This is a genomic window from Rhizobium sp. M10 (genome assembly GCF_002531955.1).
In the GTDB taxonomy this organism is placed as follows: Bacteria; Pseudomonadota; Alphaproteobacteria; order Rhizobiales; family Rhizobiaceae; genus Rhizobium; species Rhizobium etli_C.
In genome coordinates this window covers 190,151-214,433 of sequence record NZ_NWTA01000003.1, presented here as the reverse complement: position 1 = coordinate 214,433, position 24,283 = coordinate 190,151, and the positions used below count along the sequence as shown (strand labels likewise).

At 61.2% G+C, this 24,283-nt stretch carries 23 protein-coding genes; 11 read left to right on the top strand and 12 right to left on the bottom strand.

Annotated elements, in window-relative coordinates; all coding sequences use genetic code 11:
- Window positions 1-46: 46 nt before the first annotated feature.
- The 4 genes from CO671_RS06295 to CO671_RS06280 form a co-directional block, all read right to left on the bottom strand.
- Entirely contained in the window at window positions 47-835 is a 789-nt protein-coding gene (locus CO671_RS06295) for an SDR family oxidoreductase (protein ID WP_097605227.1), read from the bottom strand.
- A 22-nt stretch (window positions 836-857) separates the two neighbouring features.
- Entirely contained in the window at window positions 858-2,336 is a 1,479-nt protein-coding gene (locus CO671_RS06290; RefSeq protein WP_097605226.1) for a sugar ABC transporter ATP-binding protein, read from the bottom strand.
- Window positions 2,337-2,470: 134 nt separating this feature from the next.
- A complete protein-coding gene (locus CO671_RS06285) occupies window positions 2,471-3,400 on the bottom strand; it encodes a sugar ABC transporter substrate-binding protein (protein ID WP_097605225.1) in 930 nt (309 codons plus the stop codon).
- A gap of 116 nt (window positions 3,401-3,516) precedes the next feature.
- On the bottom strand, window positions 3,517-4,497 hold the full coding sequence (locus CO671_RS06280; RefSeq protein ID WP_012484068.1) for an ABC transporter permease: 981 nt from the start codon (window positions 4,495-4,497) through the stop codon (window positions 3,517-3,519).
- A gap of 209 nt (window positions 4,498-4,706) precedes the next feature.
- Between CO671_RS06280 and CO671_RS06275 the strand changes: the two genes are divergently transcribed.
- The 4 genes from CO671_RS06275 (at window position 4,707) to CO671_RS06260 (ending at window position 8,981) form a co-directional block, all read left to right on the top strand.
- Window positions 4,707-5,516, top strand: coding sequence for a transketolase (locus CO671_RS06275; RefSeq protein ID WP_097605224.1), 810 nt, complete (start codon window positions 4,707-4,709; stop codon window positions 5,514-5,516).
- A complete protein-coding gene (locus CO671_RS06270) occupies window positions 5,516-6,472 on the top strand; it encodes a transketolase family protein (protein WP_097605223.1) in 957 nt (318 codons plus the stop codon). Before CO671_RS06275 ends, CO671_RS06270 begins: the two co-directional genes overlap by 1 nt.
- Window positions 6,473-6,542: 70 nt before the next feature.
- On the top strand, window positions 6,543-8,009 hold the full coding sequence (locus CO671_RS06265) for an FGGY-family carbohydrate kinase (protein WP_097605222.1): 1,467 nt from the start codon (window positions 6,543-6,545) through the stop codon (window positions 8,007-8,009).
- Between the two features lie 21 nt (window positions 8,010-8,030).
- Entirely contained in the window at window positions 8,031-8,981 is a 951-nt protein-coding gene (locus CO671_RS06260; protein WP_097605221.1) for a sugar-binding transcriptional regulator, read from the top strand.
- Window positions 8,982-9,090: 109 nt separating this feature from the next.
- On the opposite strand, the gene CO671_RS06255 is transcribed toward CO671_RS06260, so the two are convergent.
- From CO671_RS06255 to CO671_RS06245, 3 genes are read right to left on the bottom strand one after another with little or no spacing between them, the layout of a single operon-like run.
- Window positions 9,091-9,843, bottom strand: a complete 753-nt coding sequence (locus tag CO671_RS06255; protein WP_097605220.1) for an ABC transporter ATP-binding protein — start codon at window positions 9,841-9,843, stop codon at window positions 9,091-9,093.
- Complete coding sequence (locus tag CO671_RS06250; protein ID WP_097605219.1) at window positions 9,837-10,907, bottom strand: iron ABC transporter permease; 1,071 nt, start codon at window positions 10,905-10,907, stop codon at window positions 9,837-9,839. Before CO671_RS06250 ends, CO671_RS06255 begins: the two co-directional genes overlap by 7 nt.
- 6 nt (window positions 10,908-10,913) lie before the next feature.
- A complete protein-coding gene (locus CO671_RS06245; protein WP_097605218.1) occupies window positions 10,914-12,050 on the bottom strand; it encodes an ABC transporter substrate-binding protein in 1,137 nt (378 codons plus the stop codon).
- Window positions 12,051-12,165: 115 nt separating this feature from the next.
- Here CO671_RS06245 and CO671_RS06240 point away from each other — a divergent pair, with 115 nt between their 5' ends.
- Window positions 12,166-12,951: a methyltransferase domain-containing protein gene (locus CO671_RS06240; RefSeq protein ID WP_097605217.1), complete on the top strand. Its 786-nt coding sequence runs from the start codon at window positions 12,166-12,168 to the stop codon at window positions 12,949-12,951.
- Window positions 12,952-13,214: 263 nt separating this feature from the next.
- Here CO671_RS06240 and moaA read toward each other — a convergent pair whose 3' ends face one another.
- Window positions 13,215-14,261 (bottom strand): GTP 3',8-cyclase MoaA, encoded by a 1,047-nt coding sequence (gene moaA, locus CO671_RS06235; protein WP_097605216.1) that lies wholly within the window; start codon window positions 14,259-14,261, stop codon window positions 13,215-13,217.
- Window positions 14,262-14,440: 179 nt separating this feature from the next.
- Between moaA and CO671_RS06230 the strand changes: the two genes are divergently transcribed.
- Together CO671_RS06230 and CO671_RS06225 are read left to right on the top strand one after the other, a co-directional pair.
- A complete protein-coding gene (locus CO671_RS06230; protein ID WP_010034859.1) occupies window positions 14,441-14,815 on the top strand; it encodes a DUF971 domain-containing protein in 375 nt (124 codons plus the stop codon).
- Window positions 14,816-14,845: 30 nt separating this feature from the next.
- Entirely contained in the window at window positions 14,846-16,036 is a 1,191-nt protein-coding gene (locus tag CO671_RS06225) for a low temperature requirement protein A (protein WP_097605215.1), read from the top strand.
- Window positions 16,037-16,038: 2 nt separating this feature from the next.
- On the opposite strand, the gene CO671_RS06220 is transcribed toward CO671_RS06225, so the two are convergent.
- On the bottom strand, window positions 16,039-16,509 hold the full coding sequence (locus CO671_RS06220) for a MarR family transcriptional regulator (protein ID WP_010034872.1): 471 nt from the start codon (window positions 16,507-16,509) through the stop codon (window positions 16,039-16,041).
- A gap of 45 nt (window positions 16,510-16,554) precedes the next feature.
- Between CO671_RS06220 and CO671_RS06215 the strand changes: the two genes are divergently transcribed.
- Complete coding sequence (locus tag CO671_RS06215) at window positions 16,555-17,526, top strand: alpha/beta fold hydrolase (RefSeq protein WP_097605214.1); 972 nt, start codon at window positions 16,555-16,557, stop codon at window positions 17,524-17,526.
- 37 nt (window positions 17,527-17,563) lie between these two features.
- Entirely contained in the window at window positions 17,564-18,175 is a 612-nt protein-coding gene (locus CO671_RS06210; RefSeq protein ID WP_010034875.1) for a pyridoxamine 5'-phosphate oxidase family protein, read from the top strand.
- A 6-nt stretch (window positions 18,176-18,181) separates the two neighbouring features.
- Here CO671_RS06210 and CO671_RS06205 read toward each other — a convergent pair whose 3' ends face one another.
- A complete protein-coding gene (locus CO671_RS06205; protein ID WP_097605213.1) occupies window positions 18,182-19,249 on the bottom strand; it encodes a GGDEF domain-containing protein in 1,068 nt (355 codons plus the stop codon).
- Window positions 19,250-19,598: 349 nt separating this feature from the next.
- Here CO671_RS06205 and CO671_RS06200 point away from each other — a divergent pair, with 349 nt between their 5' ends.
- Window positions 19,599-19,778 (top strand): hypothetical protein, encoded by a 180-nt coding sequence (locus tag CO671_RS06200; RefSeq protein ID WP_097605212.1) that lies wholly within the window; start codon window positions 19,599-19,601, stop codon window positions 19,776-19,778.
- Between the two features lie 33 nt (window positions 19,779-19,811).
- Here CO671_RS06200 and CO671_RS06195 read toward each other — a convergent pair whose 3' ends face one another.
- Complete coding sequence (locus CO671_RS06195) at window positions 19,812-21,419, bottom strand: fumarate hydratase (RefSeq protein ID WP_097605211.1); 1,608 nt, start codon at window positions 21,417-21,419, stop codon at window positions 19,812-19,814.
- A 253-nt stretch (window positions 21,420-21,672) separates the two neighbouring features.
- Here CO671_RS06195 and CO671_RS06190 point away from each other — a divergent pair, with 253 nt between their 5' ends.
- Complete coding sequence (locus CO671_RS06190; protein ID WP_097605210.1) at window positions 21,673-22,500, top strand: VCBS domain-containing protein; 828 nt, start codon at window positions 21,673-21,675, stop codon at window positions 22,498-22,500.
- Window positions 22,501-22,847: 347 nt separating this feature from the next.
- Here CO671_RS06190 and fumC read toward each other — a convergent pair whose 3' ends face one another.
- Window positions 22,848-24,239, bottom strand: coding sequence for a class II fumarate hydratase (gene fumC / locus CO671_RS06180; RefSeq protein ID WP_097605208.1), 1,392 nt, complete (start codon window positions 24,237-24,239; stop codon window positions 22,848-22,850).
- Between the last annotated feature and the right edge of the window lie 44 nt (window positions 24,240-24,283).

Below are 24,283 nucleotides of genomic sequence, written 5' to 3'. Positions count from 1 at the left end.
AGACCGGTTCATTTTCAGTTGCCGGCAATGCGCGCTTTCTTATCCATCACCAGCAGCAGAAGCCGCCGTCGACGAGAAGATCGACGCCGGTCACGAAACTTGCCGCATTCGACAGCAGGAAGACCGCCGGCCCTACCATTTCGTCGACCGTTGCCATGCGCTGCATCGGTGTCTGCTCTTCGAAGAGCTTGGTCTGGTGAACCATCTCCGGGCGGGTGTTCATGGGCGTTGCCGTATAGCCGGGGGAGATGGTGTTGACGCGAATGCCGCGGCCGACCCATTCCATCGCCATCGACTTCGACATATGGATGACGCCCGCCTTGGAGGCGTTGTAATGCGCTTGGCTGAGGCCTCTGTTGACGATGACGCCCGACATGGAGGCGATGTTGACGATGGAGCCGCCTCCATTCTTCAGCATGGCGCGGGCCTCGGCCTGGCAGGACAGGAATATGCCTTTCAGGTTGATATCCATCAACGTCTGGTACTGATCCTCTTCCATATCCTCCGCCGGGTTCGCGTTGGCGATGCCTGCAGCGTTGACGGCCAACGTCAAGGCGCCGAGGTCCGCTTCGGTGCGTGCGACTGCCTCTGCGAGGGAAGATTTGCTCGTAACGTCAGCCGCGATCTCGATCGAGCGGCGGCCGGCGGCGCGAATATGCTCAGCCGTCCTGGCCAGTCCGTCGTCGGTTCGACGGTCGAGCAGCGCCACGTCGGCGCCGCATTGCGCAAGGCCGATGGCAATGCGCTGCCCGATGCCGCTCCCGGCACCGGTTACGATGGCAACCCCGCCGCTGAGGTCGAAAAGCTTCGGGGCGTTCAGAGTGATGTCAGACACCGCTCTTCCTTTCTCTGTCTGTTTAGATGGTCGCTAACTCCATGACCGAGACGTCATTTGCCTGGTCACGATCGAGGATGCCTGCCTGCTTGCCCTGGGCAAGCACGAGAATGCGATTGGAAATGCCGAGAACTTCCTCGAGGTCGGAGCTGACGACGATGACCGCCACACCCTGTTTGGCAAGGTCGACGATGATGTCGTAGATGCCCGCGCGGGCGCCGACGTCGATGCCTCGCGTCGGTTCGTCGAGGACCACGACCTTGGGCTCGCGCAAGAGCCACTTCGCGATCACGACCTTCTGCTGGTTGCCGCCGGAAAGATCGGAGGCGAATTGCTCGGCGCGGCCCTTCACGCCGAACTTGGCAACTGCCTTTTCCGCGAAGGAGCGCTTGATGCGCGGCGTAATCCAGCCACCGCCGAGTTTATCGAGATTGGCGTAGATAATGTTCTCGCTGATCCGGTGCCCGACAATCAGACCCTGCGCCTTGCGGTCTTCCGGAACCATCACGATGCCCTTGGCGATCGCGTCGGCCGGGTCGCGCAGCCCGAGCTCCTCGCCTTCGAGCTTGATCGAGCCTGCACTGATTGGATCTGCTCCCGAAATCGCACGCACCAGCTCGGTGCGACCGGCGCCGACCAGTCCGGCGATGCCGAGAATTTCGCCGGCCCGCACCTCGAAGGTCACGTCGCGGAAAGAGTCATCCGGCGAGCTGAGCCCTGATACCTCAAGGACCGGGCGGTCCGTCGGAATGGGCAGGGTAGGGAACAGGCGATCAAGCGGGCGTCCGACCATGCTCTCGACGATCGTTCGCACCGGGGTGGCGCTGTCTGAGAATTCTTGCACCCGCTCCCCGTCGCGAAGAACGACGATCCGGTCGGTGATCTGCTTGATCTCTTCCATGCGGTGGGAAATGTAGACGATGCCGACACCCTCCGAGCGAAGCTTGCGAACCTGTTCGAACAGAGCTTCCGTCTCCGCGCCGCCAAGGGCGGCCGTCGGTTCATCGAGGATCAGCAGCTTGGCGTTGAGAGCCAGCGCCTTGGCGATCTCGATGAGCTGTTGATTTGCCGTGGAAAGACCGGCGACCATTCGTGTTGCCGGTATATGGAGGTTCAAACGCGCGAGCTGGTCCTGGGCCCGGCGAACCATCTGGGCACGATCAACGACGCCGTTCTTCATCGGCCAGCGTCCGATGAAGACGTTTTCCGCAATCGACAGCTGCGGCAGAAGCTGCAGTTCCTGATGGATCAGGACAACGCCCTTGTCGATCGCTTCGCGTGGGGTGGCCGGGGCATAAGGCTGCCCCAGCCATGTCATCGATCCCTCGGAGGGTGTGCGTGAGCCGGCGATGATGCCTGACAGCGTCGACTTGCCCGCTCCGTTTTCACCGAGAAGTGCAACCACTTCACCGGGATAGACGTCCAGGCTGACATTCTTCAGAACCTGGAGCGGACCATACCACTTGGATATGCCCCTCAGGGAAAGAACCGGATCAGTCACGGCACACCTCCTCAAGACCTCAACTTCATCATTAGAGCGCCGTGCGTCCTTTCGGACGTACAAAGGACGCTCTAACACTTTCAATCCTCGCATCGTGCTTTCCGAAAATCGTTCCCGATTTTCGGGTCGATGCGTTAGGGATGGTTGGCGATGAAGCCTGCGACGTTTTCCTTGGTTGTCAGCGTGGCATCCAAGAGCTGTACCGGCGGCACTTTTTCACCGGCGACAAGCTTGGCGGCGTTTTCGACTGCATCGCGGCCCATTTTCTGCGTCTGCTGCGTCGCCGTCACGTTGAAGACGCCCTTGCTGAGGGCTTCGAGAGCCGCGGTGTCTCCATCGAAGCCGCCGACCACGATCTTCTGCGAGGGATTTGCGACCTTGATTGCCTGAGCGGCGCCAAGCGCGAGACCATCGGCCTGTGCGAAGACGATCGAGACATCAGGATTTGCCTGCAGCATATTCTGCATGATCTGGAAGCCTTCGTCCTGGCTCCAGATGTTCGAATATTGCTCGGCGACAACCTTCACATCAGGATAGGCCTTGAGCGACTCACCGCAGCCCTTGGAGCGATCGACTTCCGGCGTCGTGCCCTTCTGGCCGTGGATGATGACCATCTTCCCCTTGCCGCCGGCTTCCTTCAGGATGTAGTCGCACACCGCCTTGGCAGACGCGACGGAATCGGTTGCGAGGAATGTATCGCCCGGCGCGCCGTCGGCGTTGCGGTCGACGTTGACAACAGGGATGCCGGCGTTCTTCGCGAGCTTGACGGGAACGGTCGCCGCTGCCGCACCTGCCGGAATGTAGATCAGCGCGTCGATTTTCTGGGTCAGAAGATCCTGGATCTGATTGACCTGCGTCGGCCCGTCACCCTTTGCGTCGACGGTGATGACCTCGATGCCGCGCTTCTTGGCTTCGGCCTCGACTGATTGCTTGATCTGGTTGAAGAAGTTTGCCTGAAGGTTGGCAACAGCCAGGCCAAGCTTCTTCAGTTCCGCCGCGTGAACGGGACCGAGCGTGAGGCCGAGCAGTGCAGCGGACGCGAGCATGGTGCGCGCAATTTTCATTGTAGTTCCTCCGTTGTTTGATGGACCCTAGGGTATGTCCTCCCCCTTGGGTTATTGATCCGCCCCGAATTTCCGGGACGGAATTCCGTGTCCGCCAACGCGGCGGCCCATGCGCGTCAGGCGCGACGCCGACGAATGGTCTCTGCGCCGACCGCGAGCACGATGACGATCCCGATGATCACCTGCTGAAGGAAGGGCGAGACGTTGAGAAGATTGAGACCGTTGCGAAGCACACCGATGATCAGGACGCCGATCAGCGTTCCCCCGATGCCGCCCGCGCCGCCGGAGAGCGATGTCCCGCCGATGACGACGGCGGCGATGGTGTCCAGTTCATAGCCCAGGCCGCTGGACGGCTGGACGGAATCCAGGCGGGCGGCGAGCACGATGCCTGCAAGCCCCGCAAGGACGGCGCTCACGACATAGACTGATATCGTCACCAGCGGGACGTTGATGCCGGCGAGCCGCGCGACTTCGGGATTACCGCCCACCGCATAGAGCATGCGGCCTTCGGAGCGGAAGTGCAGGAAGAGCCAGGCCGCAAGAACAACCGCGAGCATGAGGAAGACCGTGGCAGTCATGACGCCGAAATGGCGATCGATTGCCAACATCATGAACCAGTCGGGGAAGCCGACGATCTGCTGGCCGTCGGTGATCATGTTGGCAACGCCGCGCGCCGCCGACATCATCGCAAGCGTGGCGATGAAGGCTGGAACCCTGAACTGCGTCACCAGAAGCCCGACGATGAGGCCCGAAATAGCCGAGGCAATCAGGGCAAAGGCGATCCCGACAGGCAGCGGCAGACCGGCGACGTTGGCGGTCCAGCCCATGACCATCATCGCCAGGGCGAGTGCCGAGCCGACGGAGAGATCGATGCCGCCGATCAGGATGACGAAGGTCATTCCAACCGCCATGATGCCGAGGACGGTGATCTGGTCGAGGATATTGAGGCCGTTTCGAACCGAAAGAAACGTGTCTGTGCTGAAGCTCAGAAAGATGCACAGCGCGAGCAATCCCACGAGCGGACCGGTGGCTCCCTTGAGCTTACCGAGCCAAGCGCCGGACGAAAGCCTGTGTTCATTGATATCGAGCGCCACCATTGCTCCTCCCTATGCTTAGGCTTGTATCCGATATTTGCGCAGTCTAGAATAATTATTCACATCTGCTGGAAAATTCATTAACAACTTGCTTTCCGGCTGTCAACAGGATTTGCTCTGGCATAGCCTTGCCGGAGTCTCGTTTAGAGGCTTGACTAATCGGCATGTTGTGCAAAAATATTGATTAGTGAATATTTATGCAAGAGGAACCAATGGACACGACAGAACTTGAGCGCATCGCCCGCGGGATCCGATTGCGCGATCTCCAAGCGGTCTTTGAAGCGGGCGCCGGCCATATTGGCGGGGAAATGTCGGTCATCGACATTTTGACGGCGCTCTATTTTCGTGTGCTGAATGTCTGGCCGGATCAGCCAAAACATCCCGGCCGTGACAGGTTTGTCCTTTCAAAGGGACATACGGCTTGCGCTCTCTATGTGACGCTTGCAAAACGCGGCTTCATCCCGGAGGAGGAGATTTCCACCTTCTTGCAGCCGCATTCGAGGCTGAACGGGCATCCGAACTGCAACAAGGTTCCTGGCGTCGAAACGAATACCGGTCCGCTCGGCCACGGCCTTCCTGTTGCCGTGGGAATGGCGAAAGCCGCCAAGCTCTCGGGCGCTGGATATCACACCTACGTCGTCACCGGCGATGGTGAGATGCAGGAAGGGTCCAACTGGGAAGCGATCATGGCGGCAGCTCAGTTCAAGCTCGATAACTTGACGTTGATCATCGATCACAACAGGTTCCAGCAGGGTGCTGCGCTTGCCGAAACCAACGATCTCGCTCCACTTCGCCCGAAGCTCGAAGCGTTCGGCTGGGAAGTCACCGAGATCGACGGCAACGATATGCGCGAAATCGTTCCGGCCCTCGAATACCGGGGGTTAAGACCGCACTGCATCGTCGCCCATACCAACAAGGGCCACGGAATCTCGTTCATGCAGGACCGGGTCGAGTGGCACCATAAGGTGCCGAGCAAGGAACAATACGAAATCGCATTGGCAGAATTGTCGGAGGCACTGTAATGAACGCGCCAGTAAACCCACCCAAGCTTCACGATTGCCGCGACGCATTCGCCTCCACGCTCGAGCGGCTGGCAGCCGAAAACGAAACGATCGTTGCCGTCTGCAACGACTCCGTCGGTTCCTCCAAGCTCGGCGGCTTCAAGTCGAGGTTTCCGGAACGCCTCGTCAACGTCGGCATCGCAGAGCAGAACATGGTCGGCGTTGGAGCAGGCCTCGCCAACGGCGGACGTCTTCCGTTCGTGTGCGGCGCTGCTCCGTTTCTCACGGGGCGGTCGCTGGAGCAGATCAAGGCCGACATTTCCTACTCGAACGCCAACGTCAAGCTGGTGGGGATCTCGTCCGGAATGGCATATGGCGAACTCGGTCCGACGCATCACTCGATCGAAGACTTCGCCTGGACGCGGGTTCTGCCCAACCTTCCGGTCATTGCACCTTGTGACCGCATCGAAACCGCTGCTGCCGTTGCGTGGGCAGCGACCTACAACGGCCCCTGTTTCCTGCGTTTGTCACGCGTCGGTGTGCCCGATCTCCTTCCGGAAGGCCACAGGTTCGAACTCGGCAAGGCAAATCTCCTTCGTCAGGGTTCCGACGTCACCCTGATCGCCAACGGCACGTTGACCCATCGCATCGTGAAGGCTGCCGAGATTCTCGCAGAACGCGGCATCGATGCCAGGGTGCTCAACCTCGCAACGGTTCGTCCGATCGACGAGGAGGCCATCATCGCCGCGGCTAGGGAAACCGGGGCGATCGTTACGGCCGAAGAGCATTCGATCTTTGGCGGGCTCGGCTCCGCGGTGGCCGAAGTGGTGGTCGACTATGCCCCAGTCCCGATGAAGCGTCTCGGCGTTCCCGGCGTCTACGCCCCGACCGGTTCGGCAGAGTTTCTGCTCGACGAATACGGAATGGCGCCGTCGGCCATCGCCGACGCTGCACAGGCGCTGATCAAGCGCAAGTAACTGGGGATCGCGTGAAGCGGCCGGGGCGCATTTTGGCGCCGCGGCCGCCGCCTGATCTGTGGAGGATAGAATGCGGGCAATTCTGGCAATCGACCAGGGCACGACCAATTCAAAGGCAGTTCTCGTTTCCGAAAAGGGAGACATCATCGGAAGGGGTTCGGCTCCTGTCGGCATCTCCTATCCGAAGCCGGGCTGGGTCGAGCAAGACCCACGCCGGCTCTACGCCTCGGTCTGCGAAGCGATCGACGCCTGCCTGAAGGCCGGCCCGGCTGTGAGCATCGAGGCGGTCGCCATTTCCAACCAGCGCGAGTCCGTTACCGCCTGGGACGCCGAAACCGGAGAGGCGCTCGGACCGGTGGTCAGCTGGCAGTGCCGTCGAACGGCGCAGGATTGCGAACATCTGATCGCCGAAGGCCGCCTCGACCGTGTGCAGGCGCTGACCGGCCTGCCATTGGATCCGATGTTCCCGGGTTCGAAATTCCGATGGCTGCTCGACCGTATTCCGGCCGGGCGGCCGGTGCGGCTGGGAACGATCGACAGTTGGCTCGTCCACTGCCTGACGGGCGGGCGCCGGCATGTCTGCGACGCTTCGAATGCCGCCAGGAGCCAGCTGTTCGATCTCCGGGAACAGAGATGGAGCGAGGAGCTTGGCGAGATCTTCGGCGTCGATATCGCGCTCCTGCCCGGGGTGCTCGACAGCTCTGCCGATTTCGGCAGAACGCAAGGATTGCCAGGGGTGCCGGATGGCACGCCTATCATGGCCGCGATCGGAGACAGCCACGCAGCCCTGTTCGGCCATGGAGCATTCAAGCCGGGCGACGGCAAGGTGACCTTCGGAACCGGCTCTTCTGTCATGACGACGCTGCCGCAATTCATTGCCCCGCGCAACGGCATCACAACCACCGTTGCATGGCGCATCGGGGGAAAGCCGATTTTCGCTTTCGAAGGCAATATTCTGGTTTGCGCCGCCAGCCTTCCCTGGATGGCGGATATTCTCGGCCTTGAAGATGTGGCGGCCCTTGTCGAACTTGCGGCGAGCGCTGCGCCGGGTGGACCCGGTTTCGTGCCGGCCTTCGTCGGACTGGGGGCGCCTTACTGGAATTCGAACGCCCGTGCTCTGTTCTCTCAGATCAACTTCAATACGACACGGGCGCAGATGGCGCGGTCGGTAACCGATTCCATCGCCTTGCAGGTGCATGACGTGATCGCGGCCATGCGGGCACAGAGCGGCGGCGAACTCGGCGCGCTCTATGTGGATGGGGGGCCGAGCCAGAACCGTTTCCTGATGCAATGCGTCTCGAACCTCATCGACCATCCCGTGATCCAATGCGAAGCCCCCGAGGCATCGGCTCTGGGCGCTGCCTATCTGGCGGGGCTGTCACTCGGCTTGTGGAGCGATCTCCATATTGTCTCGGAGCTGCCGCGGAACACCCAAATCATTGAGCCGCAACCCGTGGATCGAGCGGTTCTTCTCGAGACCTGGAATGATGCGCTTGCCCGCTCGACGTCCCGCGAAACACAGGCTAAAGGTGAATAAAAATTCACTCTGGGATTAGCGATGACTCGCCTCAACGAACTCCGCCTCATTTCAAGAGTCGCCCAGATGTATCATATCGAGGGACGGCGGCAGGCGGAGATCGCACAACACCTTCGCCTGTCGCAGGCGACGGTATCGCGCATGCTCAAGCGTGCCGAAGCTGAAGATATCGTCCGAACGAGCGTGATCCCTCCCGTCGGCACCTACAGCGAGCTCGAGAGCGCGCTTCGCGAAAAATACGATCTGCCGGAGGCGATCGTCGTCGAATGCACGGAAGATCGGGACGGAGCCATCATGGCCCGTATCGGCGAGGCGGCCGCACATCTCCTGGAGGTGACGCTTGCGCCGGGGGAGATTATCGGCGTTTCGAGCTGGAGCCAGACCATCTTCAAGATGGTCGAGAACATTCATCCGCAGAAGAGCGCTCAGGCGAAGTACGTCGTCCAGACCCTGGGAGGCATGGGCGATCCTTCCGTGCAGACGCATGCGACGCAGCTGACCACGCGGCTTGCGCGGCTGACCGGCGCCGAGCCGAAACTGCTGCCCGTGCAGGGTGTTACGACATCCAGAGAGGCAAAACTTCTGATGCAGGCCGACCCGTTCGTCCGCGAGACGATGGACCTGTTCGGCAGCATAACGCTGGCGATCGTCGGCATCGGGGCCGTCGAACCCTCCGAACTTCTCGCTCGATCCGGGAATATCTTCTCGTCGCGCGAACTCTCTGATCTCGCAGAAGCGGGCGCCGTCGGCGATATCTCGCTTCGCTTCTTCGATAAAAACGGCAAGCCGGTCAAAACACCCCTGGACGATCGGGTCATAGGGCTTCCACTCGAGGACCTCGAACGGGTGGACCGGGTCATCGCCCTTGCCGGCGGAGCGAAGAAGACCGACGCTATTTCGGGCGCGCTCCGGGTGGGGGTCATCGACATGCTGGTTACGGACAAGTTTACGGCGCAGCGATTGATCGACTGAAGAGGGCAGGTGGAGCGCCCGCCTCGTCCTTCGAGGCTTCGCCTATGGGCTACGCGCCTCAGGATGAGGCTCTCTTGGGTATTGGCGCCTCAGGATAGGCTCCCTCGCGTCAATGCGCGGTCCCATCCACGATGACATGATCGTGGTCCATCGAGCACCTCTCCACTCGGGCTTCGACCCTGTAGATTTCCCGCAGCAATTCGGCGGTGACGACGTCCCTTGGGGCGCCGCAGGCGTGCATACGGCCATTGGCGATGACGAGGACTTTGTCGGCGAAGCGGAGCGCCTGGTTGAGGTCGTGGATGGCGATGAGCACGATCATGCCTTTGCTGCGCGCTTGGCGCCGCATGAAATCGAGGACCTCGACTTGGCGGTGGAGGTCGAGCGCGCTTGTGGGTTCGTCCATCAGCATGATCTCGGGCTCGCGGACGAGCGCCTGGGCGATCGAGACGAGCTGGCGCTGGCCACCGGACAGCGCCCCGAGATCGCGGAAGGCCAGCGCGGTGATATCGAGAGCTGCCATGATCTCGTCGATGAAGCGCAGGTCGCCATCGCCGACCGCCCAGGACTGTCCTTGTTTGCGGGCGAGCAGGATGGACTCGTAGACGGTCAGCACTGCATTGGCCGAGGTATCCTGCGGCATGTAGCTGATGGCGTTTTTTGCCTTCGAGCCTTCGACGACCACATCGCCCGGGCCCCTGAGCAGGCCGGTGATGCGCTTGAAAAGCGTCGACTTGCCGGCGGCGTTCGGGCCAATGACCGCGACGATCTCACCCGATTTCATCACCGGCGTCGTTACGTTCTCGACGAAGAGCTTGCGGCCGTGATAGGCGCCGACCGATTGCAACTGAAGCGCTACCATGACCGGCTCCTGTTCGAGAGGATGAGCGAGAAGAAGAAGGGCACGCCGACCAGCGCGGTGATGATGCCGATCGGGAAGACGACGCCCGGGATGATCGACTTCGAGACGATCGAGGTCAGCGACAACAGCAGCGCGCCCGAGAGGATCGAGCCCGGCAGGAAGAAGCGCTGATCCTCGCCGAGGATCATCCGGGCGATATGCGGGCCGACGAGGCCGACGAAACCGATGGTGCCGACGAAGCTCACGGGGACTGCGGCAAGCAACGAGACGACAAGCATGGTTTCCAGCCGGATGCGGCGGACATTGACGCCGAAGCTTGCGGCCTTGTCCTCGCCGAGGCGGATGGCGGTGAGCGCCCAGGCATTGCGGGCAAAGAGCAGCAAAGCGATCAGCAGAACGGCGAGCGTCACCCAGATTTTCGGCCATGTCGCCTTGGTCAGGCTGCCCATCGTCCAGAAGACCACGGCCGACAGCGCCTGTTCGGAAGCGAGATATTGCAGGAAGGCGAGCAACGCATTGAAGGTGAAGACCAGCGCGATGCCGAGCAGGACGACCGTCTGCACCGATACGCCGCGGGCCTGCGAGACGAAATGGATGAAGAGCGTGGCGATCAGCGCCATGATGAAGGCATTGACCGGCACGAGCAGGCCGGCTGCCACAGGCAGAAGCGGAACGCTGGTGACGATCGCCAGCGCCGCGCCGAAACTTGCAGCCGCCGAGATGCCGAGCGTGAAGGGGCTGGCGAGCGGATTGGCGAGGATCGTCTGCATCTGCGCGCCGGCAACCGAGAGTGAGGCGCCGACGACGATCGCCATGACGGCGACCGGCATGCGGATATTCCAAACGACGGCCCGCACCTGATCCGAGACCGAGGAGGGGTCGAGGAGGGCGGCGACAACCTCGCCGAGGCTGTAGCGGGCCGGCCCCCAGGCGAGATCGACAGCAAAGGATAGACAGAGCGCCGCCGTCATGGCGGCAAGGATCAGCAGCTTGCGCCGGGCGAGGGCGCGGTAGCGCTCCCTCCCGGCTTCGGCTTCAATCGATGTGGCGGCGATCTCGGCCATTTCCGACTACTGGCTCGCCTTGGCGTCGACCCAGTAACCCGGCTGATAGGCGACCGGCAGGAACTTTTCATGGAATTCCTTGAAGGTGGCATCCGGATCGAGATCGGCAAAGAGGTTCGGGTGGAACCACTTTGCCAGCTGCTGGACGGCGACGAACTGATAGGGGCTGGTGTAGAACTGGTGCCAGATCGCATGGACATTGCCGCCGGCGACCGCCTTGGAGCCGGTGAAGGCCGGGTTTTCCATCAGCGTGTTCAGCACCTTACGGCTGTCGCCGAGGGTAGACGCAGCGCTCGGGCCGACATTCACATAGTCCTTGGCATTCTTGGTCTGGCTCCAGTTGGAGCCGGTGACGACGACGACCTCAGGATTGGAGGCGACGACCTGTTCGGCGTTGATCGAGCCGGTATAGCCCGGCAGGAAATCGGAGCCGAGATTGTGGCCGCCGGCCCAATCGACCATCAGGCCGAAATTGTCAGGACCGAAGGTGCCGCAGCACTCCACCAAGCCGGCTGCGCGGTACATGAAGACCTTCGGCTTCGGCGGGTTGGCGGCCTTGAGCTTGTCGGTCACACGCGCCATCTGCTCCTTCCAGTAGGCGGCGACGGCATCGGCGCGGTCCTCGTGGCCGAAGAGCTTGCCGAGGATCTTCAGGCTCGGCTCGGTGTTGGCGAGAATATGCTCGCGGAAATCGATATAGACGATCTTCACGCCGATGCCGGCGAGCATCTCTTCGAGCTTGACTTCGTCGGCGGCGGTCTTGTTGCCGATCGGCAGCAGCAGCACGTCGGGATCAAGCTTGACGACCGTCTCGGCCTGCAGCGTGCCGTCGGTCAGGTTGCCGAGAAAGGGCAGGTCCTTGCCTTTGGGAAACTTCTCGACATAGGCATTGAAGCCATCCTTGTCTGTGGTCCAGAGGTCGTTGCGCCAGCCGACGATCTTGGCGAAGGGATCTTCCTTCTCGATCGGCGCGACGGCGTAGAGCATGCGGCCTTCCCCAAGGATCACACGCTCGACCGGCTTTTCGAAGCTGACTTCACGGCCGGCCACATCCTTGATGGTGAAGGACTGCGCCCAGGCCGAAAGCGGCATCAAGCCGGCAATCGCAGCGGCGGAAACTGCGAGCATTTTCACGAAATTCATCTGGAAATTCCCCTGACGTCTGAATAATGTCCGCAGGCATAGGAAATATGACTTTATGAATCAAGTTATATGTTTTAGAGCGTTTCCAAACTGATCCGATGTCGGGGCACTTGAGATGAATTCGATGAATACAAATTATTCGATCCGCGATGAAATCCGCGATTTCTGGTCGGAGAGGGCGGCGACCTTCGACCAGAGCGTCGGCCATGAAATCTTTTCGGAAGGCGAGCGGAAGGGCTGGCAGCGGCTGATCCGGAAGCATCTCGGCGAGGGGCAGGGACGCGCGGCGCTCGATCTTGCCTGCGGCACCGCCGTGATCTCGCATCTGATGAACGATGTCGGTTTCAAGGTCACCGGGCTCGACTGGTCGGATGCGATGCTGGCGCAGGCGCGCGCCAAGGCGAAGAGGCGCGGCACCGATATTCGTTTCGTTTCCGGCGACGCCGAAAACACGATGGAGCCGCGCGACAGCTACGATGTCATCACTAACCGGCATCTCGTCTGGACGCTGGTCGATCCGGCTTCGGCCTTCAAGGAATGGTTCGCGGTGCTGAAGCCGGGCGGCAAGGTGCTGATCCTCGACGGCAATATGGGCAAGGAGACCTGGGTCAAGGGTCTGCAGAAGCTCTGGACGAAGATCACCGGTAAGGCTGCGGCAAGCCATATGTCGCCGGAGATGATGGCGCGGCACCAGAAGATCCGGTCGCGCGTGCATTTTTCGCATGAGATGCCGGCCGAAGCGGTCGTCGATCTTCTGCGTAAGGCCGGTTTCGTGGACATCGTGGTCGACCGCAAGCTCGGCGACATTCATTGGGCGCAGGCGCGCAAGATGCCGTTCCTGCGTGGACTTGAGCGTATGGTGCAGGAGCGGTTTGCGATCTGTGCGCGCAAGCCTGGGTGAGACACGGTCCCGCGAAGCGGGAGCGATCGATCCAGTGAATCGATCGCAGTGTCGAACGCCCTGAGCCCAAGCGAAGGGCCGGGCAACGGTGCCGCATGTCCCTTCTCCCCAGCGGGGAGAAGGTGGCGGCAGCCGGATGAGGGGGTGCCCAATGGCAAGACCGCGTGTCCTGAGCAAGCAAGGGGCAATTAATGGCGTGCCGTGTGGCCCCCTCATCCGACCCTTCGGGCCACCTTCTCCCCGCTGGGGAGAAGGGAGATCCATCACCCACCGGTGACACTCATATGCCGCGCCACGGCCGGCCTGTTATGCGTGCGATCGATGATGAAGTCGTGGCCCTTGGGTTTGCGGGTAATGGCTTCGTCGATGGCGGCGTGGAGGAGGGCGTCGTCTTCGGTGGCGCGCAGTGCGGCGCGCAGATCGGCGGCGTCGTTTTGGCCGAGGCACATATAGAGCGTGCCGGTGCAGGTCAGGCGCACACGGTTGCAGCTCTCGCAGAAATTATGGGTCATCGGCGTGATGAAGCCGAGGCGGCCGCCCGTCTCTGAGACCCTGACGTAACGCGCCGGGCCGCCGGTCTGGTAGTCGATATCGGTTAGCGTGAATTGTTTCTCCAGATCCGCGCGCAACTCGGAGAGCGGCAGGTACTGGTCGGTGCGGTCCTCGTCGATCTCGCCCATCGGCATGGTTTCAATGACTGTCAGATCCATGCCGCGGCCATGGGCGAAGCGCAGGAGATCGGGCATCTCGGTATCGTTGAAATCCTTCAGCGCCACGGCGTTGAGCTTGATCTTCAGCCCGGCCTTTTGAGCGGCATCGATACCCTCCATGACCTTGGCGAAATCGCCCCAGCGGGTGATCTTGCGGAATTTGTCGGGATCGAGTGTATCGAGCGAGACGTTGATGCGGCGCACGCCGCACTCATAAAGTTCCTCGGCATGGCGCGACAGCTGTGAGCCGTTGGTGGTCAGGGTCAGCTCGTCGAGGCCGGAGCCGATCTTCTCGCCGAGCCGGCGGACCAGATACATGATGTTCTTGCGCACCAGCGGCTCGCCGCCGGTCAGCCTGATCTTCCTCACGCCCTTGGCGACGAAGGCGCAACAGAGCCGGTCGAGCTCTTCCAGCGTCAACAGGTCCTTCTTCGGCAGGAAGGTCATGTTCTCGGCCATGCAATAGGTGCAGCGGAAATCGCAGCGGTCGGTGACGGAGACGCGGAGATAGGTGACCGCCCGGCCGAAAGGGTCGATCATCGGATGTGCATCCGCCGCCAGCGGCGCTGCGTTGCCTAGCGTTCCGACTCTCGTATTCACCAATTCCTCCGCTAGCGGATCTGAAACGCGCCAGATCGAATGCCTGTTTTCAAGCGATATCTTTCTATCTGTGCATATGTGATTGCGCCGTCAAGGGAAACGGATTTCGCACACGCTAATTTGCGCTTGCCTCGAAAAAGGCGAACGCCTACTTCTCCAGGGGAAAGAGGGTGATAGAGATGAGCGATACCTGGCCGAGCGAACTTCGTGTTTCGAAAGACCGGCAGAGGCTGGCGATAACCTTCGACGACGGCCGGAGCTTCGACCTGTCGGCCGAACTCCTGCGCGTGCTGTCGCCGTCGGCCGAGGTGCAGGGCCACGGGCCGGGGCAGAAGGTGACGGTGCCGGGCAAGCGCAACGTGGCAATCATCTCGATGACGCCGACCGGCAATTACGCCGTCAGGATCGGATTCGACGACATGCACGATACCGGCATCTACACCTGGACCTATCTGCGTGAGCTCGGCGAACGCGGGGCGGAGCTGTTTTCGGCCTATGAGGACGAGCTCAGGGAAAAGGGTATGAACCGCGACACGGCGGAAAAGCCGCGCTGAACTGAAAAATAACCGGCCGTCGGGGGAGTTATGGCGAAAGCGAATAGCAAGAACTGGCTGCGCGCCAAAGGCAGCTCCGCCGGCAGCAAGGTGACCTTCCTCGAGCTCTTCTTCGATCTGGTCTTCGTCTTTTCGATCTCGCAGCTTTCGCATGCGCTTGCCGCCCATTACACGCCGCTCGGTGCGGCCGAAGCGGCGCTGATGACCTTTGCCGTCTGGTGGGTGTGGATCTTCACCGCCTGGGTGACGAACTGGCTCGATCCCGACAAGATGCCGGTGCGCGGCATGCTGGTGACGCTGATGATGCTCGGGCTTGTGCTGTCAGCCTCCATTCCCGAGGCTTTCGGCGACAAGGGGCTGCTTTTTGCCGGCGCCTATGTCGCGATGCAGGTCGGGCGCTCGCTGTTTACGACCTACGCGATGACGCGCGTCGACCGCGCCAACACGCTGAATTTCATCCGCATCAGCACCTGGCTCGCGGTGGCCGGCGTCTTCTGGATCGCCGGCGGGCTGCTCGAGCATGAAGCCCGGCTGATCGCCTGGGTGATCGCGCTGGCGATCGAATATGCCGGTCCGGCGGCCGGTTTTGCCGTGCCCGGGCTCGGCCGCTCGAGGCCTAGCGACTGGGACGTGTCTGGCGCGCATATGGCCGAGCGCTGCGCGCTCTTCGTCATCATCTGCCTCGGCGAGGCGATCCTCGTGTCCGGCCGCACTTTTTCGGAGCTGCCGGTGTCGGGGCTGACGGGCATCGTTTTCGTCACCGGCTTCGTCGGCACGGTTGCCATGTGGTGGCTTTATTTCCGCTTCGGCCACGGGCGCGCCGCCCATCGCATCGAACATGAGGAGACGCCGGGAGCTTTGGCGCGGCTGGCCTTCACCTATGGGCACATCCCGATCCTTGCCGGCATCATCGTGCATGCGGTGGCGGTCGAATTCATGTTCTCGCATCCGCATGAGACGGGCGATCTCGGCATCGCCGCGGCGGTGCTCGGCGGCTCCGGCCTGTTCCTGATCGGCAATCTCTGGTTCAAGGGCGCGACCAGCGGGCGGATGCCGTTGTCGCATCTCGCCGGTCTGGTGGTCGTGATCCTGCTTGCCTTCGCAGCACCCTTGATCGAGCTCTATCTGCTGGGCATTCTGGCGACGCTGGTGCTGATCATTGTCGCGGCCTGGGAATACCGCTCGCTGACCGGCACATCGGCTGCGCCGACGCTGCATTGAGATCAATCGTCGTCGTCGCTGAGATCCTTGAGCAGCACGGTGATAATGCGCTCCATTGAATCGGCGGTCGCCATGCATTGCTCGATCGGCTCGTCGGAGAGCGTGCGTTCGATGAGATCGGTCTGAATCGCCATCGCCGCCTCGGTCAGCCGGCGGCCTTCCCCAGTGAGATAAAGGCGCAGCACGCGCTTGTCGCGCGCGTCTCCGCGACGCTCGATCAGCCCACGCTTTTCCATCTGCGGCAGCAGCATGCTCATATTGGAGCGGCCGACCAGGAGCTTGCGCGCCAGCTCCTGCTGCGAGATGCCTTCGAAACGGTAGAGATTGACCAGAATGTCGAGGTGCGGCGGCTTGATGTCGAGATCGGCCAGCGAGCGGGTCAGCGACTGCTGCATCAGCTGGCAGGCGCGCGCCACCGCGATCCAGCTGCGAAAACGCGGATGATCCCAGGGAAGGGATTGATTTTTGTTCATCGTTGTACTTTATTGTTCAGTGTTGAACGTATTTGGATTCCCACTATGGCAAATTTCGCGCTCAAGGTCATCCGCCTAGGATTTTCGGTTCTGCAAGCGGTTTCTCCCCAGCTGGCGGGCAGGGCGGCGTTTCTGCTGTTCTGCCGCACGCCATCGCAGCGTCCGAAGGGCGGCAAGGCGAAGGCGGCGCATGCGGCTGGTGCGGCACGGCTTGCGGGCGCCGAGCGCTTCGTCCTCAAGCTTTCCAGCGGCGCCAAAGCCCATGCTTACCGGCTGAATGGCGGGGCGCTGGGGAAGCGCAAGCGCTATCTCGTCACCCATGGCTGGGGTTCCAGTGCGATCTATATGGCCGATCTCGTTTCGACGTTGGCGGCAACGGGTGCCGAGGTCGTGGCGCTCGACTTTCCCGGTCACGGTCGTGCGCGCGGACGCTTCCTGCATATGGGGCTTGCTGTCGAGGCGATCGCGGCGGCAGGGGAGCGGTTCGGGGCATTCGATGCGGCGATCGGCCATTCCTTCGGCGGTGCAGCGCTGATGGTCTCGGCCGCCGCCCTCCTGCCAGATGCGGCATCCGTCACTGGCGAGCGACTGGTGCTGATCGGCGCGCCCAGCGAGATGGCTTGGCTGTTCACCGACTTCGGCCGGCTGATCGGCCTTGGCGCCGCTGCGCAGGCGGCGCTGGAGAATGAGGTTCAACGTGTCACCGGGCGGCGACTCGAGGATTTCGACGCCGGCAATACGGCAGGTACGATCTCGAGTTCGGTGCTGGTGGTTCACGCGGAGGACGACAAGGAAGTATCGTCGGCGCATGCCAGGCGTTATGGTGCGGCGGGCAAGCGTGTACGGCTGTTCTGGGCGAACGGCTTCGGGCACCGGCGCATCGTCGGCGCGGCTCCAGTCCTTGGAGCAGTCGCGGCCTTCCTCGAAGAGGAGGCGCATAAGGAGCTCGAATGCATCAAAAAAGATGCGGAGATCATTCCGATTTTTGAGCTTCCGGCGCGGCGCGCGGCATTGTAGCGTCCGGCGCGAAGATCAAGCCGCGGCGGGACGCCCCATGAAAATCATCAGCAGCATCGAAGAGCTCAATACGATCTATGGCGCAGGCCTGTCGCAGGCCTCGGTCGACAAGGTGACCAAGCGACTGACGCCGCTTTACCGTCAGATGATCGAGATCTCGCCTTTTGCCGCGCTTGCGACCGTCGGGCCGGAGGGGCTCGACTGTTCGCCGCGCGGCGATCTCGGCGGCGTGGTGCGTGTCGTCGACGACGAGACGCTGCATCTGCCGGACTGGCGCGGCAACAACCGCGTCGATTCGCTTTCCAACATCGTGCGTGATCCCAGGCTTGCGCTGATGTTCCTGATCCCCGGCTCGAACACGACGATGCGCATCAATGGCCGCGGCGTCGTCTCCAATGACGAGACGTTGCTCCGGGGCTTTGAGATGGACGGCAAACATCCGCGCACGGTCGTCGTCATCTCGATCGACGAGGTCTATTTCCAGTGCGCGCGCGCCGTGATGCGGGCCGAACTGTGGAACGTCGAACAGTTCACCGATCCCGCCGGCCTGCCGACGCCGGGACAGATGCTGAAGGCGGCCGTCGGCGATTTCGACCAGGAAACCTACGACCGGGAATGGCCCGGTCGCGCGGCGAAGACGATGTGGTGAAGGCCGTCAGGCTTTGTAGATCAGCCAGCTCTTGCTGAAGTCCTTCTGCATCCCGTCCTGATAGAGGACGATGCAGTTGCGCCCGGCATTCTTGGCGCCGTAAAGGGCGATGTCGGTCTTGCTGTAAAGCTCGCCGGCATCCTCGGCATTCGAGGCCATGCAGATGCCGATCGAGGCGGTAATCGGGCCGTAGTTCACCCGGGTGCGGGAGTTTTTGAACGGGGTGGTTTCCAGCGTGCGGCGGATGCGTTCGGCGATCGCCGTCACTTCCTCGACTGTGTTGCCCTCGATGATCAGCGCGAATTCCTCACCGCCGGCACGGGCGACGAAGACGTCACGCCGGACGTTGCTGCGGATCACCGAGGCGACTGTGGCGAGGATCTTGTCGCCGACGGGATGGCCGTAGGTGTCGTTGATTTTCTTGAAATTGTCGATGTCGGCGAGCAGCAGGGCCGTCACCGGCCGCATGCCTGGATTGTTGAAAACGGCAGCAAGGCGGTCGTCAAAGGCGCGGCGGTTGGAAAGGCGCGTCAGCGAGTCGGTGTTGGCGATGCGCTTATATTCGTCGAGTTCCTTGCGGACTTGATCCATTTCCTGAGAGCGCTGGACGACGTCCTCGACGGTGCGTTCGCCATGCGCCATGGTATCGCCAGTCGCCTGGCTTAAAAGCTCAATCGCGTTTTCGATCAGTTCGACGCTGGCATTGCTCTTGGAGGTGATTCGCTTGTGGGTCTCGCCGAGCAGTCTGGTATAGCTTTCGAGCGAGCTCTGCTCCTGCCTCAGGATTCGCAGCAAGCCGTCGAGTTCGCCTGATATGCGGGTGTGGGCGTCGTCGAAGACCCGGGCCGGGCTCGTGTTGAAATATTGCGCGCCGAGCGCGTCGAGTTCGGCCTGTGTCGCATGGGCGCCGAGGGCCGCAAGCTCTCGGGTAAGGGCAGGATTGGAGCCGATATAGGCCTCGTAGAAGAGTTCGTAGTTACGGGGTATCGGGGCAACGCCCATCGAGCGCATGGCATAGGTGATCTGACCCGCGACATCGGGAACCTGCACCTTGGGCGCGACAGCCGTATTCATCCGGCGATACTCCTCATATATTCAAAGGCAATATTTTAGTTGTTAGCTTAAATTTCTTGGGAAAAGATTAAAGCGACATATACCAAAGATTACATATGACAAGTTCCCGGTGGAGCAATACTTCCTGCAGGCCTATGATTCTTCATCAAAAAACGCATTTTTAGCGAGACAATGCATACCCGTTGTGCGGGAATGGTGTCTGAAAAACTTACAGTTCTTCTTGTGCTGGGGATCGTATTCATCTTGTCGACAGTTGGTTTTGGGCGCCCGCTATTTCAGAACGAGTATTTTGCAACGATACTTCCTGACGGCCGACCCGGTCGCAGTCTGCAAATTCAGGCGTAAGATTATGGGAAGGTCTCGTCACACTTCCTTCGCCATCATGGCCGTCGCCGCCATCACCGCCGGCGCCTTGCTGATGAACCATACCGGCTTCCTTGCCGGAGCTTTCCGCACGGAAATCCTGGCAAGGGTGGATGACGGCGATGTGGTGAATGCTGCGGATATTGCGGGCGGAACAATGCGGTAGAAAGTCCGCCCGCGGCCATCGAGCCTGCCGCAATCACCCCAGGTTCAATTCCTGGAAGAAATCATTGCCCTTGTCGTCGATGACGATGAAGGCGGGGAAGTCTTCGACCTCGATCTTCCAGACCGCTTCCATGCCGAGTTCGGGATATTCGAATACTTCGACTTTGCGGATGCAGTCCTGCGCGAGGCGGGCCGCGGGGCCGCCGATCGAGCCGAGGTAGAAACCGCCATGCTTCTTGCAGGCCTCGCGCACGGCACGCGAGCGGTTGCCCTTGGCGAGCATCACCATAGAGCCGCCGAAGGACTGGAACTGGTCGACGTAACTGTCCATGCGGCCGGCCGTCGTCGGGCCGAAGGAGCCGGAGGCGTAGCCGGCCGGCGTCTTGGCCGGGCCGGCGTAGTAGACCGGGTGGTTTTTCAAGTAATCGGGCATGCCTTCGCCCTTTTCCAGCCGTTCGCGGATTTTGGCGTGGGCGAGGTCGCGGGCGACGATGATCGTCCCGGTCAAGGACAGGCGCGTCTTGACCGGATGCCGCGACAGTTCGGCAAGCACCTCGGCCATCGGCCGGTTGAGGTCGACACGGACGGTCGATTCCGACAGTTTCGCCTCGTCGATCTCGGGCATGTATTTCGACGGATCGGTTTCCAGCTGTTCGATGAAGATGCCGTCGCGGGTGATCTTGCCCTTGGCCTGGCGGTCGGCGGAACAGGAGACGCCGAGGCCGATCGGCAGCGAGGCGCCGTGGCGGGGCAGGCGGATGACCCGCACGTCATGACAGAAATACTTGCCGCCGAACTGGGCGCCGACGCCCATCTGCTGTGTCAGCTTGTGGATTTCCTTTTCCATCTCGAGGTCGCGGAAGGCGTGGCCGCTTTCCGAACCTTCAGTCGGCAGCTCGTCGAGATAGCGGGTCGAGGCGAGCTTGACCGTTTTCAGGTTCATCTCGGCCGAGGTGCCGCCGATGACGATCGCCAGATGATAGGGCGGACAGGCCGCCGTCCCTAACGTCAGGATCTTCTCCTTGAGGAAGTCGATCATCCTGTCATGCGTCAGGAGCGAGGGCGTGCCCTGATAGAGGAAGGTCTTGTTGGCCGAGCCGCCGCCCTTGGCGACAAAGAGGAATTCGTAGGCGTCGGTGCCTTCCTCGTAAATGTCGATCTGCGCCGGCAGGTTGTTCCTGGTGTTCTTCTCCTCGAACATCTTCACCGGCGCGAGCTGCGAATAACGCAGGTTCTTCTTCTCATAGGCATCCATGACGCCGCGGGCGAGCGCTGCCGTATCGCCGCCCTCGGTCCAGACCCTGCGGCCCTTCTTGCCCATGATGATCGCCGTGCCGGTATCCTGGCACATCGGCAACACGCCGCCGGCGGCGATATTGGCATTCTTCAACAGGTCGTAGGCGACGAAGCGGTCGTTATCGGTCGACTCTGGATCATCGAGGATCGAGGCGAGCTGCTTCAGATGGCCGGGCCGGAGCAGATGGTTGATATCGGCAAAGGCGGTTTCGGCGAGCAGGCGGATGCCTTCCGGCTCGACGGTCAGGATTTCCTGACCCTTGAAGCTATCGACCGAGACGTAATCGCTGCTGATCTTGCGATAGAGGGTGGCATCCTTGCCGAGCGGAAAGAGATCGTCAGCCATCGAAGTGACCTTTCTGGTGGGCGCGTCGAGAAATTGGAACCGGTCTAAATCTCCTGTCGGGCAAAAGCAATCTGCATGCGGCGAGTTTGGAGGTGGGGCCATGTCGTGCCGCATTTTGTAGTCGGCATGTCACACGCGATAAGCGAGTGAAAGAAGGGGATATCGACATTTGTCGCGAAACGACCGACCTCAGGTTGCCTTCAGTTCAAGCCCGGTTCATATTCCCGGCAGCGTTAACCTGCCGGGGCTTCCAGTGACAAATGCAAAGCCAACTGCTGTCGACGATCTTCTCGTTTTTTTCGAACACGACTGGATCAGGGGCGATCTGCTGCGCCTCGCCAGCGATCCCGAAGGAGCGGACATGTATGCTCGCTTCGTCAATGGCATCCGTATCGACGCCAAACATGGGTCTGACCATGAAACGATCATTGAGGGCAAGTACGGAACCTTCAGAGTGAAACCTGACGGCCACTTCACATACGAGCTGGACCATACGCTCGACGTGGTGAAGAATTTGGGCAAGTACGATCAGCTCATCGAAACGCTGAGCTACAAGATGTCGGATGGCTCGGGGGGCACGGACCTCGGCGTGTTGACCCTTGCGATCGACGGCGTCAACGAAGACGAAAAATACCACGAAGTCCTGGATTTCGATGATATGGGCGTCACGTCGAGGGCGGATAATTTCTTCCTTCCCGACTATCGGGGCTTTGCGCTCTCCGTGAACGGCAGTCAGGAACTGACGCTTCTGAATGGTATTGTTTACGATACCATCCCGGGCGTCGACGCCATCACCGAGGACGGCTTCAGCGATACCGTACTATCCCCGGGTTCTGCGCCCGTAACCCTGAAAATGGTCGATGGCGGGGAGTTCACCTTTCAGAGCGTCTCGATCGCCGAACTGTCAGCATCGCCCTTTCACCTGACGCTCACTGCCCTGAACGACGGCCAGATTGTCTATCAGCAGGAGCTTGAGGTCACCGGTCCCAGTCTCGAGGTCAGCATCGAAGATATCGACGAAGTCCGCTTCGACTTTATGGGCAATTCTGTCGTGATGGACAATTTTTCGCTGTTGGTGTGAGGTTTGGTGAGTGTGCGTCGGCAGAAAATTTGGGGGAGGCGCCAACACACTCTCCCTCATTCCTGTGCTCATCACAGGAATCCAGTGCGCCCAAGTCCTTGGGCGCGAAAGATTCTTTCTCTTGAAGTGTTGATTCATTCACGGCGCGGATGCGCCGTGGCTGGATTCCTGTGACAGGCACAGGAATGAGGGAGCAAGTGGCTAGCTGTCCTCTTCCTCTCGCTCTTGGCGGATGAGAGAGAGGCATGCGGCGTCACCAATTGCCTCTTCTCCCCAGCGGAGAGAAGAGCCTGAGCGCAAGCGAAGGGCAACGATGGACGGCGTGCGTGTGGCCCGCCTCAACCGTCCTATTTCGGGCCGATCATCGTTTCCGGGCGGACGATCGCATCATAATCCTCAGCTGATACGAGGCCGCTGGCGAGCGCTTCCTCCTTCAGCGTCGTGCCGTTCTTGTGCGCTGTCTTGGCGATTTTGGCGGCAGCGTCGTAGCCGATCTTCGGCGCGAGTGCCGTCACCAGCATCAGCGAGCGTTCGAGGCCGGACTTGATGTTGTCTTCGCGCGCCTCGATGCCGACGACGCAATTGTCGGTGAAGGAGACGGCGGCGTCGGCAAGCAGCTGTACCGACTGCAGGAAATTATAGGCCATCATCGGATTGTAGACGTTGAGCTCGAAATGGCCTTGGCTATCGGCGAAAGTCAGGGCGGCGTGATTGCCGAAGATGTGGATGCAGACCTGCGTCAGCGCTTCGCATTGGGTCGGGTTGACCTTGCCGGGCATGATCGAGGAGCCGGGCTCGTTTTCCGGCAGCGCCAGTTCGCCGAGACCGGCGCGCGGGCCGGAGCCGAGGAGACGAATGTCGTTGGCGATCTTGAAGAGAGCGGCCGCTGCGGCATTGATGGCACCATGGGAAAAGACCATGCTGTCATGTGAGGCAAGCGCCTCGAACTTGTTCGGCGCGGTGACGAAGGGCAGGCCCGAAATAGCGGCGATCTCGCCGGCAACCTTTTCGGCAAAGCCCACCGGCGCGTTGAGGCCGGTGCCGACGGCGGTGCCGCCCTGGGCGAGCTCGCAGAGGCCGGGCAAAGTCATCTCGATGCGCTTGATGGCGGAGCCGACCTGGGCGGCGTAACCGGAAAATTCCTGGCCGAGCGTCAGCGGCGTCGCATCCTGGGTGTGGGTGCGGCCGATCTTGATGATGTGGCTGAATTCCGTGACCTTCATGTCGAGAGCGGCATGCAGGTGTTTCAGGGCCGGCAGCAGGTGATGCGCGATACGTTCGGCGCAGGCGATGTGCATGGCCGTGGGGTAGGTGTCGTTGGACGACTGGCTCATGTTGACGTGATCGTTCGGATGCACCGGCTTCTTGGAACCCATGACGCCGCCCAGCATTTCTATGGCACGATTGGAGATGACTTCGTTGGCATTCATGTTCGACTGCGTGCCGGAGCCGGTCTGCCAGACGACCAGCGGAAAATGGTCGTCGAGCTTGCCGTCGATCACTTCCTGGGCCGCATCAACGATGGCTTTGCCGAGGCCAGGATCGAGCTGGCCAAGCGCCATGTTAGCGCGTGCCGCGGCCTGCTTGACGATGCCGAGTGCGCGCACGATCGAGAGCGGCTGCTTTTCCCAGCCGATCTTGAAATTGCCGAGCGAACGCTCGGCCTGGGCGCCCCAATATCGGTCGGCGGCGACGTCGATGGGGCCAAAAGTATCGGTTTCGGTGCGGGTTGCGGTCATTGGGGTTTGCCTTCCTGTCACATGCTGTTTCGGGCATTTTCGAA